This is a genomic window from Arthrobacter sp. zg-Y1116 (genome assembly GCF_024385485.1).
In the GTDB taxonomy this organism is placed as follows: Bacteria; Actinomycetota; Actinomycetes; order Actinomycetales; family Micrococcaceae; genus Arthrobacter_B.
In genome coordinates this window covers 1,079,117-1,093,165 of the sequence record NZ_JANFLR010000001.1, presented here as the reverse complement: position 1 = coordinate 1,093,165, position 14,049 = coordinate 1,079,117, and the positions used below count along the sequence as shown (strand labels likewise).

The window sequence follows — 14,049 nt, the reverse complement described above, 5'->3', positions numbered from 1 at the left end:
CGGGGAGGGCAGGGCAGGCCGCGCGGCGGTTCAGGCGGTTGCGCTGCCCCTGGCCGCGGGCGTCGCTGCTTGGCTGAGTGGCTTGGGCGCATCCAGCAGGTCATGCTGCAGCCGCACCAGGATCCTCGCCAGTCCGCGGGAGACCTGCATCTGGGTCAGGCCCAGCCGCTCTCCGATGGCCTGCTGGGATTCCTCGTGGAAATACCGCAGGAACAGCAGCTCCTTGTCCTGGTCCGTCAGGTCCCGCACGGCGCGGCGCAGCATGGCAAGGTTCTCGGCCCGCTCCAGCCGGCCATCGGCTACGGCCCATTGTTCAGCGCCGGTGGTGTCCGCCAAGGCTTCGAGGGATTCCGGGCGAAGGCTGCTCTGGCAGTTCAGTGCTTCCGAAACGGCTTTCGCGGGAACTCCCAATGCCTCGGACAATTCACGGAGTGACGCTTCCCGCCCCAGTGTCTGCAGGAGTTCCGGTTGCAGCCTGGCGATGGCGGTCCGCAGGTCCTGGAGCTGCCTCGGCGGCCGGACAACCCAGGAGTGATCCCGAAGATAGCGCTTGAGCTCGCCATGAATGGTGGGAACCGCGAAGGCGGGAAAGTGCGGGCCGACGGTAGGGTCAAAGCGGCGAACCGCCTTGATCAGGCCCATGTAGGCGACCTGGCGCAGGTCCGCCAGCTCGCGCCCTCTCCCCGCGTAGGCGGCGGCAGCCGTTTCGGCGATTTCCCGGTACCGGAGGACAAGTTCGTTGTGCAGCGCCTGCTGCAGGTCACCGCGTGCCTGGCGGGCCTTTTCAAACGGAAGCAGGGAGGACGGAACACCGGAGAAATCGCTCATGAGCAGCACGGGTTTTCAGGAGCAGGTCCGGCCCCCTGCTGGACCGCCTGATCAGGACACCAGAGCGTTCAGGGGTTATCAATAGTCCGGACCACCTGTTTTGTTACTGCTTCTTGAGCTCTCGGTGGAGCAGAAGGTATAAGCGCCGTGAACGGTCCGCATCCTCCGGCACGGCGGGCCCGGCTCCGTTTGCCGCGCCGGCCCGGTCCACGGAGCGGTGCAGGACCAACGCGGCGACGGCGGCCGCAGCCACCGGCACGCTTCCCAGGGCAAGCATAAGACTGCAGTACATCCACAGGAACATCAGGGTGGGCGGGGTGCCGAGCGGTGCCTCCAGGAATCCGGTGGCCAGAACCAGCCAGAACGCCGCACAGACGGCGAGGAGAATCCACGCGGTGCGGCGGCTGAGCAGGGTGAGCAGCTTTTGTTCCATGGGAACATCCAGACAGGAAGAACGGAGGTGCCGCCTGCTTGACCCATCAACCCTAGGCCCGCAGGCGGCTTCACCGCCGGTTTTGCGGAGCTTGTCCCTACTTTGTGGACAGCGGGGTTGCCATTCCCGCTGATTCCTCCACAATTACGGATATTTCCCCGGCCGGTGCCTGCTCGTCGGCTGCCGATTGCAGCGCGGCGACCTGATCCGCTGGGACCTGGACAGTCACCGCGCCGGCGCGTCCGCTGGTGCTGATCGAGTGCACTTCCAGGTCCGGAACGGGCTTGGCCGCGAGCCAGGCCTGCACTTGGCTGCGGGCCTGCTGCAGTTGGTCGGCGTTGAACGCCACGAGGACCGGCTCTGCACCGGCGTCGCGCACCTTGGCCTCGGCCTCCGGACCGGTTACCGCGACGTGGAGAACGCCGCGGTCAATCCAGCCGTCCGCGTAATCGGCTCCCAGCTCATTCTTGAGGCGCGCGTGCAGCAGCAGGAGCTGGGCAGCGGGTCCGTCCGTTGTCATGGTTGCATCCGATCCTGGTTGAGGTGACGTGGCAGTGCCGGATGGTGAATCCGGCGGGGCGCCCGGGCCTTCGTCTGCGGATAGCGGCGCGCAGCCGGTAACCGCGCCTGCGGCGATCAGGGTCGCCAGGGCGACCCCGGCCAGGGATCGGGCTGAAAGCAGGTGGAGCGACGGCGGCGTCCGGTTTCGGATCATGATTCCTCCTGGTGCGTGACAGTAGCTTAAGTCAAAGCGGGTCCCGGCCGTTGGCAGGGACCCGCTTCAGTGTGTACCGCTGGTGCTGTTAGGCGTCGACGGAGACCCGGCGGCGCTTGTTGTACATCAGCGCTGCAGCACCGGCGGCGAGCAGGGATGCTCCGCCACCGGCCAGCAGGGCGAGGTTGGCGGCGCCGGTGTCAGGCAGTCCGCCACCCGGATTGGCGGCCGGAGCCGGGTTCACCACAACCGGAGCTGCGGTGACCGTGATGCCCGCGGAGGCGTCGGCCGACGGAGCGCTGTTGATGGTCTGGACGGCCGTGATTGCGTAGTCGCCCGCGGTCAAATCGCCCATCGGAACAGACCAGTTGCCGTCTTCGTCCACGACTACGGCCTCGAGGGCTTCGTCATCGACCGCAACGGTCACCTCGACGCCGGCGGTGCCGGTACCGGTGATTTCGTTGGGGAGTGAACCTTCAACGAACTCCTGGCCGTCAGTGGGGGAGGTGATCACCGGAGCGTCGGGTGCGACCGTAAGGTTCAGCGTCGCTGCCCCCGAGTCTTCCTTGCCGGCAATGCCGCCCTGGACTGCGGACAGGTTGTAGACGCCGTACGTCAGCGGTTCCTCGAGGGTTACCGACCAGTTGCCTTCGTCGTCGACCTCGGTATCGAGAACTGCAGCCGCAGCTACTTCCTCTTCCTCGGCGTCGCCCGGCACGGTCAGGGATACGGTGGCGCCGGCTACGCCGGTGCCTTCAATGGTCTCAATGGAATGCAGCACTGTGGCGGGAGTCGTGAAGACCGGAGCCGGCAGGGGAGCTTCCTTGACCGTCAGTTCGAAGTTGCTGACGGTGGACTTGTTGAACCCGTTGATGGCCTGCGCGGTGATGGTGAGCTTTTCGTCGGCCGGTACCAGGGTCGGTGCCTTGAAGGACCAGGTGCCGTCCGCGGCGACCTCTACCGTCGAGTCGACGCCGTCGACGGTCAGGTCCACGGTCTTGGCGCCCGTTGCGGTGCCGGTGATGACCGCGTCGGTGTCAACGGTGCCGTTGTTCGCCGGGCTGGTCAGCGCGGGTGCGTCCAGGTGGATGGCGAGGGTGTAGCCGGAGAGCACGGGCATGGCACGGTGGAGGTCGGCGCCCGTGACCTTGCCGGAGCCGGGTACGCCCGCGCTGATGAGGCCTACGGCCAGGTTGCCGGAGATCATGGATCCGCCGGAGTCGCCCTGCGCAGCCTGGAGCTGGGCTTCAAACCCTTCAACCCAGGAGCCCTCAACGTTGACAAGATGATCACTCTGCAGGATGGTGCCGCAGGTCCAGAACGTTGTCCGGCCGGACTTGCAGATCGGTGCGCCCACGACGGGAGCGGTGGATCCGGCGATCTTCACCGTGGTGGCGGAAAGATCATCAACGTTCTCCCACTGCAGGGTTTCCGGCAGCAGGGTCAGCTCGGGGTTGATGTCGTCGATGACGCCGATATCGGTACCGGGATCGGTCTCGGTGCCGCCGAATTCATAGGTGGCACTGAAGAGGCCCAGGTCGTAGTCATGATGTTCGAGAGTGGTTTCGGGGAATGCTCCGTCCGGGCAGTGCCCGGCGGTGATGGCCGCAGCCTCGCCGTCGGCGTTGAACCCGGCGAAACCGATGGAGCAGGCAAAGGCACCTTCGGCGGTCTCGAAGAGGTAGCCCGAACCATTCGGAATGTCTTCAAACTTCAACGTGGTCCCGTGGTCGTAGGTGACCGTGACGTTTGAGTACAGGTCGGCGAACTCCTGGGGCGTCATCAGTGCAGCCGCGCTGCGGGCCTTAGGGGAACCCAGCGCTTCTGCGGGCTCGCCCACCCTGAGCTCAAACCCCTGGTCGAAGTTGCCGCTGACTGACTGCAGCTTGTCCGCACTGCCCGTTGCTGCCGCGTACTCGGCCAGCAGGCTCCGGAGATCCGATGCCCGCTTTGCTTTTACATCAGCCGGAGCTTTGTCCTCGGCTGCTTCGGGAGCTGCAGCTTCGGTTTCGGCGGGCTGGAGTGCGGGGGACGCCGCGGGGGCCGGTTCTGCGCTGGGAGCCTCCACAACCGGGGCCTCAGGCTTAACGACTGTGGCGTCGAGTTCGGTAGCGAGTGCCTGGAGTTCTTCTCCGCTGCCGGTGATAACCAGGCTGCCGTCGAGGACCTCAATGCCGACGAAGCCCGCAGTGGCCTTGAGCCGCTCGAGGTTGTCCGAGGCTTTCTTGCCGAGGTCGCCTGCAGCCACGAATTCGTCGACGGTCATGCCGAGGTCGCGCTGGAGGGCCTCCTCGAGACCGGGAGCCAGTTCTCCGGTGCCCTGCATTGCAGCGGCGGGTGTTTCGCTCGTGGTCGGCTGCGGGGTGTCCCCGGTATCAGCCATGGCCGGGCCGGCGATGAATGCGCCGCTCACCGCCAGAAGGGCAGCGGCGCTAAGGGCGCCTACCCGTGCGTAGAGCGGGCGTGAACTTTCCTGCATGAAATTTTTCCCCCATAAAACATCGACCACCGGCGTTTCCGTGCAGGCGCACGTACGGCACCTGGAGATTGCGGAGGTAATGAGACTGAAAATGCTGATTTTGTGCTGATCCCGGTCGATTCTATGAAAGACCGTTATCCGGCCAGTGAATTCAGCCGGCTGGAATTGAAGCGCCAGGTAACCGAGATCACAGACACGCGAAAGAATAGCGGTCATCATACGGTATGGCAAGGCTTGTGTATGGGCGCTTTGCATGCCGGGCCCAACGCCACCGCGTTCGCGAAAAAGGGCATAAACGCGAGGCGGGCCCCGGCTATTCGCCGGGGCCCGCCTCGTTTACTGCTTAGGAATTCCTATGATTCGGAAGCCGCGTTGCGGCGACGGTTGAACAGCAGGGCTGCACCACCGGCGGTGAGGAGAGCTGCTCCGCCTCCGGCCAGCAGGCCCAGGTTTGCCGCACCGGTGTCGGGCAGTCCGCCGGCTCCCGGGTTTCCGGCCGGAACGGGATTGACGGTGACGGGCGGAGCAACAACTGCAGCCGTAACGGTGAAGCTGGTGTCGGAGAAATCGGAGATTGCATCCCCGACGGCCTGGATGGCAACAATGTTGTGGGCACCCTCAGCCAAAGGAGTCAGCGGGACGGACCAGTTGCCGCTGGCATCGGCGACAGTTGCCTGGATCGCGAGTTCATCCACATCGGCCTCACCGTCGAGGTCGAAGTCGACCACGAGCTCGACGTCCGCACCGGGCACCGCGGTGCCGGTGATTGCTGCCGGCAGCTTGTTGACGGGGACTTCGGCACCCTCGCCCGGGGTGGTGACCACCGGAGCGGCGGGGACCACATCGATGAAGTCGGTGATTGTCTCGGAGCTTTCCTTGCCCTCCTGCGACTGCACGAGGGTCAGGTCATAACCTCCGTAGCCCAGCGGCGTCTCGAGGGCCAGCTCCCAGCTGCCGTTCTCGCCAACCGTGACAACTCCGGTAATCGGTGCTGCTACGTCCCCGGCGATCGTGATCGTGACGGTGGCTCCCGGCACGCCGTTGCCGGTGAGAACCTTCAGGGAGTCCACGACGCGGGTCGGGGTGGTGACTCCGGGTGCCGGCAGTGGTGCATCTTCAAGGGTCACAACGACAGTGGTGGGTTCTGACCGGGTGTCGCCGTTGATGGCAACTATCGTAAGGGTCAGCGTAGCCCCCCCTTCCGCAGTGAAGGTGGGCGCGAGAATACTCCACGTGCCGTCTGCCGCTACAGCAATGGTGTCCGGCTTTGCTCCATTGATGGACAATTCCACGGAGGTTGCCCCCGGAGCTGTTCCCTTGATGAGGTGGCTCGTCTTAATGACATCACCATCGGCCAGATTGGTCGTGGGCGGCGCCAGAACTGCGGGTGCGGTGGGTGCCTCGGTGGCCGGTGCGGTCGGTTCCTGGGTGGCCGGCGGCGTGGCCGGTGCGGTGGGTTCCTGGGTGGCCGGCGGCGTCGTCGGCGGCGTGGTCGGTTCCTCGGTGGGCGGCGGCGTCGTCGGCGGCGTAGTGGCCGGCGGCGAGGCGGGTGCCGACGGGTCCAGCTCTCCGGCCATCGCGGGGCTGGCAATGAATGCGCCGCTGACTGCCAAAAGGGCTACGGCGCTGACGGCGCCGACCCGTGCCGAAATGTTGCGTGAATTTTCCTGCATGAAATTTTCCCCCATAAAACCGTCAACCTCCGACGTTTCCATGCTGGTAAGGCGGCAAATGGACAATGCGGAGGAAACGAGACTGAAACTGCTGAACAAGTATTTGAAGTGCGCACAGTATTGTGCGCCATCAATAAGTGGTACCTGCACCGGATAGAGACCCATACCGCAGGTAAGGGCGAGAATAGCGTGCCTCTCCTCAGATAGCAAGGATGCGGATTATCCGGACAAAGAGCATATTGAAAGCGCTCCCCGGGCCGGGTAGCGTCGCCGTCGTAATCCCGGACCATCAGTCCCGGGCTGTCCTAAACCGCAGGGAGATTCATGGCACGGGCGCGGACAAAAGGCAGCCAAACGGCACTGCGGCCGGGAGCGGCCGGGATTCTCGTGGCGCTGGCATCGTCGGCGGTGTTTGGATTGTCCGGATCCTTTGCGAAGGCGCTGCTGGAAACCGGTTGGAGCCCCACCGGCGCCGTTGCTGTCCGGATGCTCGGAGCAGCACTCGTCCTCGCGGTTCCTACTGCGTTCGTCCTGCGCGGACGCTGGAGCCAGGTGCGGAGCAACTGGCGCACCATCGTACTGTTCGGGTTCATCGGGGTGGCCGGTTGCCAGTTCTTCTATTTCAACGCGGTGGAGCGACTGTCCGTGGGGGTTGCCCTGCTCCTGGAGTTCCTTGCCCCGGTACTGATGGTGCTTTGGATCTGGGTCGCCACGCGACGCCGCCCCGGCATCCGCACGGTCCTTGGCACGGTGGCCGCCGTGGCGGGGCTGGTCCTGGTCCTGGACCTGGGCGGGAGCACACGGATTGACCCGGTGGGAGTGCTGTGGGGACTCGCCGCCGCGGTCTGCCTGGCGAGCTATTTCTTCATCACCGCCAAGCAGAACGATTCCCTTCCGCCATTGGTGCTGGCCACGGGCGGGATGTTCGTGGGCGGTGCCACCATGGCCGCGTTGGGCCTCACCGGCGTCCTTTCCCTGGATTTCAGCACCACGGATGTGGACCTGGCCGGCTGGCGGACCGCATGGTGGGTCCCGCTGATCGGCCTGGTGCTGTTCTCCACGGTGCTGGCCTACGTCACCGGGATCATTGCGGCCCGCTCCCTCGGCTCGCGGGTGGCCTCGTTCGTGTCCCTGACCGAGGTGCTGTTCGCCGTCCTATGGGCGTGGCTGCTGCTTTCGGAGCTGCCACGCCCCGTCCAGCTGGCAGGCGGGTGCCTGATTGTTGCCGGTGTTGTGCTGGTCCGTTCCGACGAATCGGCCGGGCTGCCGGGGGAGGCAGCGGCCGACGTCGAGCCCTACGCCTAGCCGCCGCTTAACCCTTCAATTCCCGCAACGCCTGCGGGCCGCAAACTGGAGACTGGCACTTGCTGGCCCTTCCGCGGGCACCGGAGGGGCCTGGAGGAAGGCGGCTTTAATATTCTCGCGAGCTCTGCGAGCGGAGAATTTCGTTGCCGCCGTTCCAGGCCCCGTAGGGGCCTAAAGGCCCCAGGCCCCGGGCCGCTACACCCCGGGCGCCTCAGCCGCCAGGGGAGCGGAAACCTTGATTTCCCGCTTCAGGATCTTGCCCGTGGGCCCCTTGGGCAGCGCGTCGGTCAGCTCGATCCGGCGCGGATACTTGTACGCGGCCAGCCGGTCCTTGGTGAACTGCTGGATGTCTGCGATCAACTCGTCCCGTGCTGCGTCGTCAGCGGGCATTGCTTCTTCACGAAGTCCGACCACCGCCACGATTTCCTCGCCGTGCAGCGAATCGGGGATGCCGATGACCGCTGCTTCGGCCACGGCCGGGTGCTCGTAAAGGACCTCTTCGACCTCACGCGGGTAGACGTTGTAGCCGCCGCGCAGAATGATGTCCTTCTTCCGGTCCACTATGTAGATGTTCCCGTCCTCGTCGAAACGGGCCAGGTCCCCGGTGCGGAACCAGCCGTCCGGGATGGCAGCGGCCGTGGCGTCGTCGTTCTTCCAGTAGCCCTTCATCACGCCGTCGCCGCGGACAGACAGCTCCCCGACCTCGCCGACCGGAACGTCGTTGCCGTCCGGGTCCAGCATCCGGACCTCCGTCCCCGCCACGGTTTTACCGATGGAGCCGGGCCGGCGGTCGCCGCCGGGAACATTGAAGGAGACAATCGGCGAGGTCTCCGAGAGGCCGTAACCCTCCAGGAGTTCGATGCCGAAAACCTCCTCGAACTCGTGCAGGATTTCCAGCGGCATGGCGGAACCGCCGGTGATGGCTCCGCGCAGGGATGACAGGTTGGTGGTCTTGACCGCCGGGTGGCGGAGCATGCCCACGTACATGGTGGGCACGCCTTCGAAGATGGTTACGCCGTCGCGCTCGATGATCTCCAGGGCCTTGCCCGCATCGAAACGAGGCAGCAGGCTGATGGACGCGCCGGACAGGACGGACGAGTTCAGGGCCGCGGTCTGGCCGAACACATGGAAGAAGGGCAGGCCGCCGAAGTGGACATCCGTCTCCACCGTGTTCAGCAGGGACTGCGCCACGTAGGCGTTGGTGAGGAGGTTCCGGTGCGTGAGGGCTGCGCCCTTGGGCCGTCCCGTGGTTCCGGAGGTGTAAAGGATCACCGCGGTGTCCTGGTCATCCACTTCAGCCACTTCGGTGCGGCTGTCCGCACCGGCCAGCAACTGCAGGAATGCGGCCGAATCCACGGAAACCACCTCCACTCCGCCGGCCTCTTCCGCCCCGGCAGAGACTTCCCCGGCCACGCCTTCCCACGCGAAGGCAATCCGGGCACCCGAGTCCTGCAGGTGGTAGGCCACCTCGCGGGCCTTCAGCAGCGGGTTCATGGGAACGACGACGGCGCCGTGGCGCAGGGCGCCGAAGTACAGGAACGCCATCTGCGGGATGTTCGGCATCACCAGCGCAACGCGGTCTCCGGGCTCCACGCCCCGGCTGGCGAGGAAGCCGGCAACCTTGGCGCTCATGGCGTCGAGGGCCGCGTAGGAGACTACGGTTTCATCTAGCTTCAGGGCTGTCCGCTCCGGAAAGCGCGCCACCGTGTCGGTCAGAATGCCGGCGAGGTTGTGCATGGGGTGATCTCCTTTGATCTGCGACGTAGAGGGAAGTCTAGCCACCGCCGTCGGACGCGGGAAACTTTCTTGACCCGGCGGCTCACAAACGGAGCGCGGAAAACGTCTACCGTATGTGGAAGTGAAACCCTTTGAGCAGATTGTCCGCGAACACGGCCCGTCCGTGCTGCGCGTCTGCCGTGCCGTCGTGGGCCCGGACCAGGCCGAAGATGCGTGGTCCGAAACGTTCCTCGCCGCCCTGGGCGCCTACCCGGACCTGCCCGAGGGCGCCAACGTCCAGGCCTGGTTGGTGACCATAGCCAAGCGGAAGGCCGTGGACCAGCACCGTTCCGCCGCCCGAAACCCGGTTCCGGTGGACGAAGTCCCCGAACCGGTGAGGGCACCGCAGGTGGACACCGACGGACTGTGGTCGGCCCTGAAAACCCTGCCGGTCCGCCAGCGCGAGGCGCTCGCGTACCATCACCTCGCCGGGCTCCCGTATGCCGAAGTGGCCCGGCTGCTCGGCGGCAGCGAAGCCGCCTGCCGCCGCTCCGCGGCAGACGGGATCAAGAAACTACGAACCCTGTATGAGGAGGACCGCCATGGCATCCTTTGAGACCACCGACGCCGGCCCCTCCAGTGCCGGGCTCCTGGACCCCGACCCCCGCGAGGGCGCGGTCCTTGCCGCCCTGCATTCCCGCCTGGCCGCAGGAGCCGGGTTAGCCGGGCTGCTGGACGTTGCCTACACCGTCATCGACAGTCCCGTGGGCCGGCTCATCCTTGCCGCCACCGACGCCGGCCTGGTCCGGGTCGCGTTCGAATGCGAAGGGGTGGATACCGTGCTGCAGGACCTCAGCACCCGGATCAGCCCGCGGATCCTCGAGGCTCCGGAGCGCCTGGCCCGTCCCGCCGCCCAACTCCGCGAGTACTTCGAAGGGACCCGGCGCAGCTTCGACCTGGACCTGGACCTGCGGCTCACCGCCGGATACCGGCGGACCGTGGTCCAGGCGCTGCAGCAGATCGGTTACGGGCACACCTCCACGTATGCGGGCATAGCCGCACTGACCGGAAACCCCGGTGCCGTCCGGGCTGTGGGCACCGCCTGCGGCCGCAATCCGCTGCCCCTGGTCATCCCCTGCCACCGGGTCCTGCGCTCCGACGGGACTACCGGCGGCTACCGCGGCGGTCCCGCCGCCAAGAAGATCCTCCTCGACCTGGAAGCCGCCGCATGAGCAACTCCCTCTTTCCCCGCGAACGATCCGAACCCGCCGTCGGCGCCGTCCATGTGCCGGGCTGGCTGCCGCCGGAGAAACAGCAGCGCATTGTCCAGGCCTGCCGGCAGTGGGCCATCGGGCCCGTTCCCATGCGCGCGGCCGTCCTCCCCGGCGGGCACACCATGTCCGTGCAGACCGTATGCCTGGGCTGGCACTGGCAGCCCTACAAGTACACGCGGACGGCCGACGACGTCGGGGGCGGCCGCGTTGCCGAGCTGCCGGACTGGCTGGTCGAGCTGGGCCGCGACGCCCTACGCGAGGCCTATCGGCAGCCCGACGGCGGGTACGCCCGGGACGATTTCCGGCCGGAGAACTACACCCCCGATACGGCGCTGATCAACTACTACGCCGAGGGCGCCCACATGGGCATGCACCAGGACAAGGACGAGAAATCCAGTGCACCGGTGGTATCCATCAGCATCGGGGACACCTGCGTTTTCCGGTTCGGGAACACCGAGACGCGGACCCGGCCCTACACCGACTTGGAGCTGGAATCCGGAGACCTGTTTGTCTTCGGCGGTCCCTCCCGGTTCGCGTACCACGGTGTTCCGCGGACCCTGGCAGGCACGGCGGACCCGGCATCCGGCCTGCCCGCGGGGCGGATCAACATCACGCTGCGCATGACCGGACTGTCATGACCGAGGGGGCGGCCCTGGCAGGCAGGCAGCGGCGTCCACTCCGGCACCGCGGCCCCTTCGCCTGGGAACCGCTCGCCGGTGCCCTGCAGGCGCACGCCGTGCCCGGCCTGGAGCGGGTTACCCGGACGGACGACGGCGCTACGGTCGAGCGGTTGCTGGAGGGAGCTTCGTCCCCCGTGGCCGTGGCAGTGTCCCTGGCGGACGCCGGAGTAGTCCTCGACCTGCCCGCGCTGCCCGCGGCGGAGGAAGCCGCCCTCATATCAACGGTCCGGACCTGGCTGGACCTGGATGCCGATCCGGGCGTAGTGGACCCGTTCCTCTCCCGATTCGAGCTGCTGGAACCCCTGGTGAACAGGCACCCCGGCCTGCGGGTGCCCGGCTCCACGGACGGCTTTGAAACCGGCGCCCAGACTGTCCTCGGGCAGCAGGTATCCCTCGCGGCCGCCCGGACCTTCGGCTCCCGGCTGGTTGCGGCGTTCGGGGAGCCCGGGCCGAACGGGTTGTCCGCTTTTCCGACGGCGGAGCGGCTGGCAGCAGTGCCGGCCGCCGAGATCCAATCCGCGGTCCGGATCACCCATGCCCGTGCCCGAACTCTTTCTGCGCTGGCCGAAGCCGTGGCCGGTGGCCTGCCGCTGCGCCCGGGAGCGGAGCCGGCGGCCGTGCGCACCGGCCTGCTGGCCCTGCCCGGAATCGGACCGTGGACAGCGGACTACCTGGCTGTACGGGTGCTGGGGGACCGGGATGCCTACCCGGCCGATGACTTGGTGTTGAAACGCGCTCTCGGGGTGGGGAGCGGGCGGGAGGCAGCCCTGCTTTCGCAGCCCTGGCGCCCGTGGCGCTCCTACGCCCTGTTCCACCTGTGGACCCGGGCAGCCTACGCGGTGCCGGCCCCCGCTGCGCGGTAGCTTCCGCCCGCAGCCCGTCAGGTCCCGAGCAGCGCAAAGACGAGGGACAACGCCGCCGGACCGCCCTGCACCAGGGACAGCCTGCCCATTCTCCTGTCGCTGAGCACCAGGACCACCGCAGCGAGCAGCATGCACGCAGTGGTGAAGGTCATCAGCGTCAGCCCGGCCACGGCATTACCGGCGACAAGCAGGACCACACCCAGTCCTGCGCCCACCGCCAGGAACAGGTTGTAGAACCCCAGGTTGTAGGCCAGTTGTGCGGTGGCCGCGGCATTGGTTCCCCGCAGCTGAAAGATCGCCGCGGTTTCCGGCTCGGCCCAGCGCAGGGATTCGAGCATAAAGAAGTAGAACGCCACGGCGGCGGCTACTACGGCAAAAATTGCGGCGGCAATCAGCACGGGCACTCCTTGCGGATGCGGGGGCTGCCGGCGCAGTCGCGCCCCAGCAGTGTTCTCCGCAGTGCCGTCAATGCTGACAGCAGACCCCGGCGATCCTCAAGGGGGAAGGGGTTTTCGGTTGGCAGGCGGGACCGATTCCCCGCTAGCCTTGAAAGGGCAGCATTTTTGTACCTGCCTCCCCGGCGCTGGACGCCGTATCCGCTTCTTTGGAAGGACACCCCTTGCGCCCGATCCGCCCCGCCCGTTCCCTGGCCACGGTGGTGCTGGCAACGCTTGCCCTGACCGCCTGCGGATCCGATTACCCCCTCGGTGACGCCCAGCGCGAGGCTGCCGAGAACAGCACCTCCAACCTCACCGGAGTGCTGTCCGGCGCCGGATCGAGTGCCCAGGGCCCTGCAATGGATTCCTGGATCGCCGGTTTCGGGACGCTGCATCCCAAAGTCCAGCTCCAGTATTCGCCGGACGGCTCCGGTGCAGGGCGCAGCGCGCTGCTGGCCGGTGCGGTGAACTTCGCCGGGTCCGACGCCTATCTGCAGGAAGAAGAGATAGAGGACGCCAAGGCAGTCTGCGGGCCGGAGGGTGCCCTGGACATTCCCGCCTACATTTCCCCGATTGCCGTGGCGTTCAACCTCCCCGGCATCGAGTCGCTGAACCTGGACGCCGTCACCATTGCCCGGATGTTCCGCGGCGAGATTGACACCTGGAACGATCCGGCCATCGCCGCACTCAACCCGGGCGTGCAGCTGCCTGAAACCCGGATCACTCCCGTCAGCCGGGCGGATGACTCGGGCACCACGGAGAACTTCACCGAATACCTGCACGAAGTGGCGCCCGATGCCTGGCCGGATGCACCGTCCGGAACCTGGCCGGGAGGGCTGCAGGGCGAGAATGCACAGGGAAGCTCCGGCGTCGTCAGCACGGTGACACGCACCGAGGGAGCCGTCACCTACGCCGACGACTCGGTGATCGACGATTCCATGGGCACCGCCAACCTGCTCGTCGGAACCGAATTCGTGCCGATCAGCGCCGAAGCGGCAAGCACCGCCGTCGAACAGTCCAAGCGCGTCCCCGGACGCGGGGAACATGACATTGCGCTCCAGCTGGACCGGCGGACCACGGCGCCGGGGGCCTACCCGCTGGTGCTGGTTTCCTACCAGATCTACTGCAGTTCGTATGATGACGCCGACCTCGTCGAGCGGGTGCGGACCTTCGGCCAGTACGTGGTGAGCGAGGAGGGGCAGCAGACCTCCGCGGAAGCAGCGAAGAGCGCCCCCATCCCCGAATCCCTGGCCGAAGAGGCCCGCGAGGCGCTGGAATCCATCACCGTCCGCGACTAGTTCCACGGGCCTGCGGTGCTACCTGCCGGTAGCACCGCAGCTTCCCCTGCTGCTCTTTCGTTGCCCTCTTGCGCCCCCTCATTGCCGGTGTCACCGTGGATTTACGCAACGCTGAAGGGGGCTGCTGTGGAACCCATCCGAATCGAACGCTGGTGGCCTTACCTGGACGGTTCGGCCAAGGACTGGTTGAGGCACAATCTCCGCCAGGACGGCCTGCCGCCCAAGGTCCAGGACCGGATTGCCGAGGCCGGCGGCCCCGTCATGGACCCCATCCTCGCCGAGCCGGACTGGGCCTTCATCGAACTGGACGCCCAGGCCGTCGAGTAGGGGTGCGGCACCAAGGCTGCT

General features: G+C 66.7%; 14 protein-coding genes. 7 read left to right on the top strand and 7 right to left on the bottom strand.

All coding sequences use genetic code 11. The features are described from left to right. Positions 1-30: 30 nt before the first annotated feature. From NNX34_RS05170 to NNX34_RS05150, 5 genes are all read right to left on the bottom strand, one after another. The gene (locus NNX34_RS05170) at positions 31-828 is read right to left on the bottom strand and encodes a sigma-70 family RNA polymerase sigma factor (RefSeq protein ID WP_255765441.1); all 798 of its coding nucleotides are present in this window, start codon (positions 826-828) and stop codon (positions 31-33) included. A gap of 103 nt (positions 829-931) precedes the next feature. Further along, on the bottom strand, positions 932-1,261 hold the full coding sequence (locus NNX34_RS05165) for a hypothetical protein (RefSeq protein ID WP_255765440.1): 330 nt from the start codon (positions 1,259-1,261) through the stop codon (positions 932-934). Positions 1,262-1,358: 97 nt separating this feature from the next. Beyond that, positions 1,359-1,781 (bottom strand): hypothetical protein, encoded by a 423-nt coding sequence (locus NNX34_RS05160; RefSeq protein WP_255765439.1) that lies wholly within the window; start codon positions 1,779-1,781, stop codon positions 1,359-1,361. A 283-nt stretch (positions 1,782-2,064) separates the two neighbouring features. Beyond that, positions 2,065-4,455, bottom strand: a complete 2,391-nt coding sequence (locus NNX34_RS05155) for a trypsin-like serine protease (RefSeq protein ID WP_255765438.1) — start codon at positions 4,453-4,455, stop codon at positions 2,065-2,067. Between the two features lie 353 nt (positions 4,456-4,808). Continuing rightward, entirely contained in the window at positions 4,809-6,128 is a 1,320-nt protein-coding gene (locus NNX34_RS05150; RefSeq protein ID WP_255765437.1) for an LPXTG cell wall anchor domain-containing protein, read from the bottom strand. A gap of 324 nt (positions 6,129-6,452) precedes the next feature. On the opposite strand from NNX34_RS05150, the gene NNX34_RS05145 reads away from it, so the two are divergent. Next, positions 6,453-7,433, top strand: coding sequence for a DMT family transporter (locus NNX34_RS05145; RefSeq protein WP_255765436.1), 981 nt, complete (start codon positions 6,453-6,455; stop codon positions 7,431-7,433). A gap of 195 nt (positions 7,434-7,628) precedes the next feature. On the opposite strand, the gene NNX34_RS05140 is transcribed toward NNX34_RS05145, so the two are convergent. Then, entirely contained in the window at positions 7,629-9,170 is a 1,542-nt protein-coding gene (locus NNX34_RS05140) for a long-chain fatty acid--CoA ligase (protein ID WP_255765435.1), read from the bottom strand. Positions 9,171-9,291: 121 nt separating this feature from the next. Here NNX34_RS05140 and NNX34_RS05135 point away from each other — a divergent pair, with 121 nt between their 5' ends. From NNX34_RS05135 to NNX34_RS05120, 4 genes are read left to right on the top strand one after another with little or no spacing between them, the layout of a single operon-like run. Further along, positions 9,292-9,765 (top strand): RNA polymerase sigma factor, encoded by a 474-nt coding sequence (locus NNX34_RS05135; RefSeq protein ID WP_255765434.1) that lies wholly within the window; start codon positions 9,292-9,294, stop codon positions 9,763-9,765. Continuing rightward, positions 9,752-10,381: a methylated-DNA--[protein]-cysteine S-methyltransferase gene (locus tag NNX34_RS05130; RefSeq protein ID WP_255765433.1), complete on the top strand. Its 630-nt coding sequence runs from the start codon at positions 9,752-9,754 to the stop codon at positions 10,379-10,381. Before NNX34_RS05135 ends, NNX34_RS05130 begins: the two co-directional genes overlap by 14 nt. Continuing rightward, positions 10,378-11,061, top strand: a complete 684-nt coding sequence (locus NNX34_RS05125; protein ID WP_255765432.1) for an alpha-ketoglutarate-dependent dioxygenase AlkB — start codon at positions 10,378-10,380, stop codon at positions 11,059-11,061. Before NNX34_RS05130 ends, NNX34_RS05125 begins: the two co-directional genes overlap by 4 nt. Beyond that, on the top strand, positions 11,058-11,966 hold the full coding sequence (locus tag NNX34_RS05120; RefSeq protein WP_255765431.1) for a DNA-3-methyladenine glycosylase: 909 nt from the start codon (positions 11,058-11,060) through the stop codon (positions 11,964-11,966). Before NNX34_RS05125 ends, NNX34_RS05120 begins: the two co-directional genes overlap by 4 nt. Positions 11,967-11,983: 17 nt before the next feature. Here NNX34_RS05120 and NNX34_RS05115 read toward each other — a convergent pair whose 3' ends face one another. After that, entirely contained in the window at positions 11,984-12,364 is a 381-nt protein-coding gene (locus NNX34_RS05115; protein ID WP_255765430.1) for a DUF1304 domain-containing protein, read from the bottom strand. 221 nt (positions 12,365-12,585) lie between these two features. On the opposite strand from NNX34_RS05115, the gene pstS reads away from it, so the two are divergent. Both pstS and NNX34_RS05105 read left to right on the top strand, forming a co-directional pair. Further along, positions 12,586-13,701: a phosphate ABC transporter substrate-binding protein PstS gene (pstS, locus tag NNX34_RS05110; RefSeq protein WP_255765429.1), complete on the top strand. Its 1,116-nt coding sequence runs from the start codon at positions 12,586-12,588 to the stop codon at positions 13,699-13,701. 126 nt (positions 13,702-13,827) lie between these two features. Next, positions 13,828-14,028, top strand: a complete 201-nt coding sequence (locus NNX34_RS05105) for a hypothetical protein (RefSeq protein ID WP_227920152.1) — start codon at positions 13,828-13,830, stop codon at positions 14,026-14,028. Positions 14,029-14,049 lie beyond the last annotated feature (21 nt).

What these genes read in the sequence shown, in the direction of transcription:
- NNX34_RS05170 (WP_255765441.1), bottom strand. Translation starts at nt 828, where the DNA reads ATGAGCGATTTCTCCGGTGTTCCGTCCTCCCTGCTTCCGTTTGAAAAG.
- NNX34_RS05165 (WP_255765440.1), bottom strand. Translation starts at nt 1,261, where the DNA reads ATGGAACAAAAGCTGCTCACCCTGCTCAGCCGCCGCACCGCGTGGATT.
- NNX34_RS05160 (WP_255765439.1), bottom strand. Translation starts at nt 1,781, where the DNA reads ATGACAACGGACGGACCCGCTGCCCAGCTCCTGCTGCTGCACGCGCGC.
- NNX34_RS05155 (WP_255765438.1), bottom strand. Translation starts at nt 4,455, where the DNA reads ATGCAGGAAAGTTCACGCCCGCTCTACGCACGGGTAGGCGCCCTTAGC.
- NNX34_RS05150 (WP_255765437.1), bottom strand. Translation starts at nt 6,128, where the DNA reads ATGCAGGAAAATTCACGCAACATTTCGGCACGGGTCGGCGCCGTCAGC.
- NNX34_RS05145 (WP_255765436.1), top strand. Translation starts at nt 6,453, where the DNA reads ATGGCACGGGCGCGGACAAAAGGCAGCCAAACGGCACTGCGGCCGGGA.
- NNX34_RS05140 (WP_255765435.1), bottom strand. Translation starts at nt 9,170, where the DNA reads ATGCACAACCTCGCCGGCATTCTGACCGACACGGTGGCGCGCTTTCCG.
- NNX34_RS05130 (WP_255765433.1), top strand. Translation starts at nt 9,752, where the DNA reads ATGGCATCCTTTGAGACCACCGACGCCGGCCCCTCCAGTGCCGGGCTC.
- NNX34_RS05125 (WP_255765432.1), top strand. Translation starts at nt 10,378, where the DNA reads ATGAGCAACTCCCTCTTTCCCCGCGAACGATCCGAACCCGCCGTCGGC.
- NNX34_RS05120 (WP_255765431.1), top strand. Translation starts at nt 11,058, where the DNA reads ATGACCGAGGGGGCGGCCCTGGCAGGCAGGCAGCGGCGTCCACTCCGG.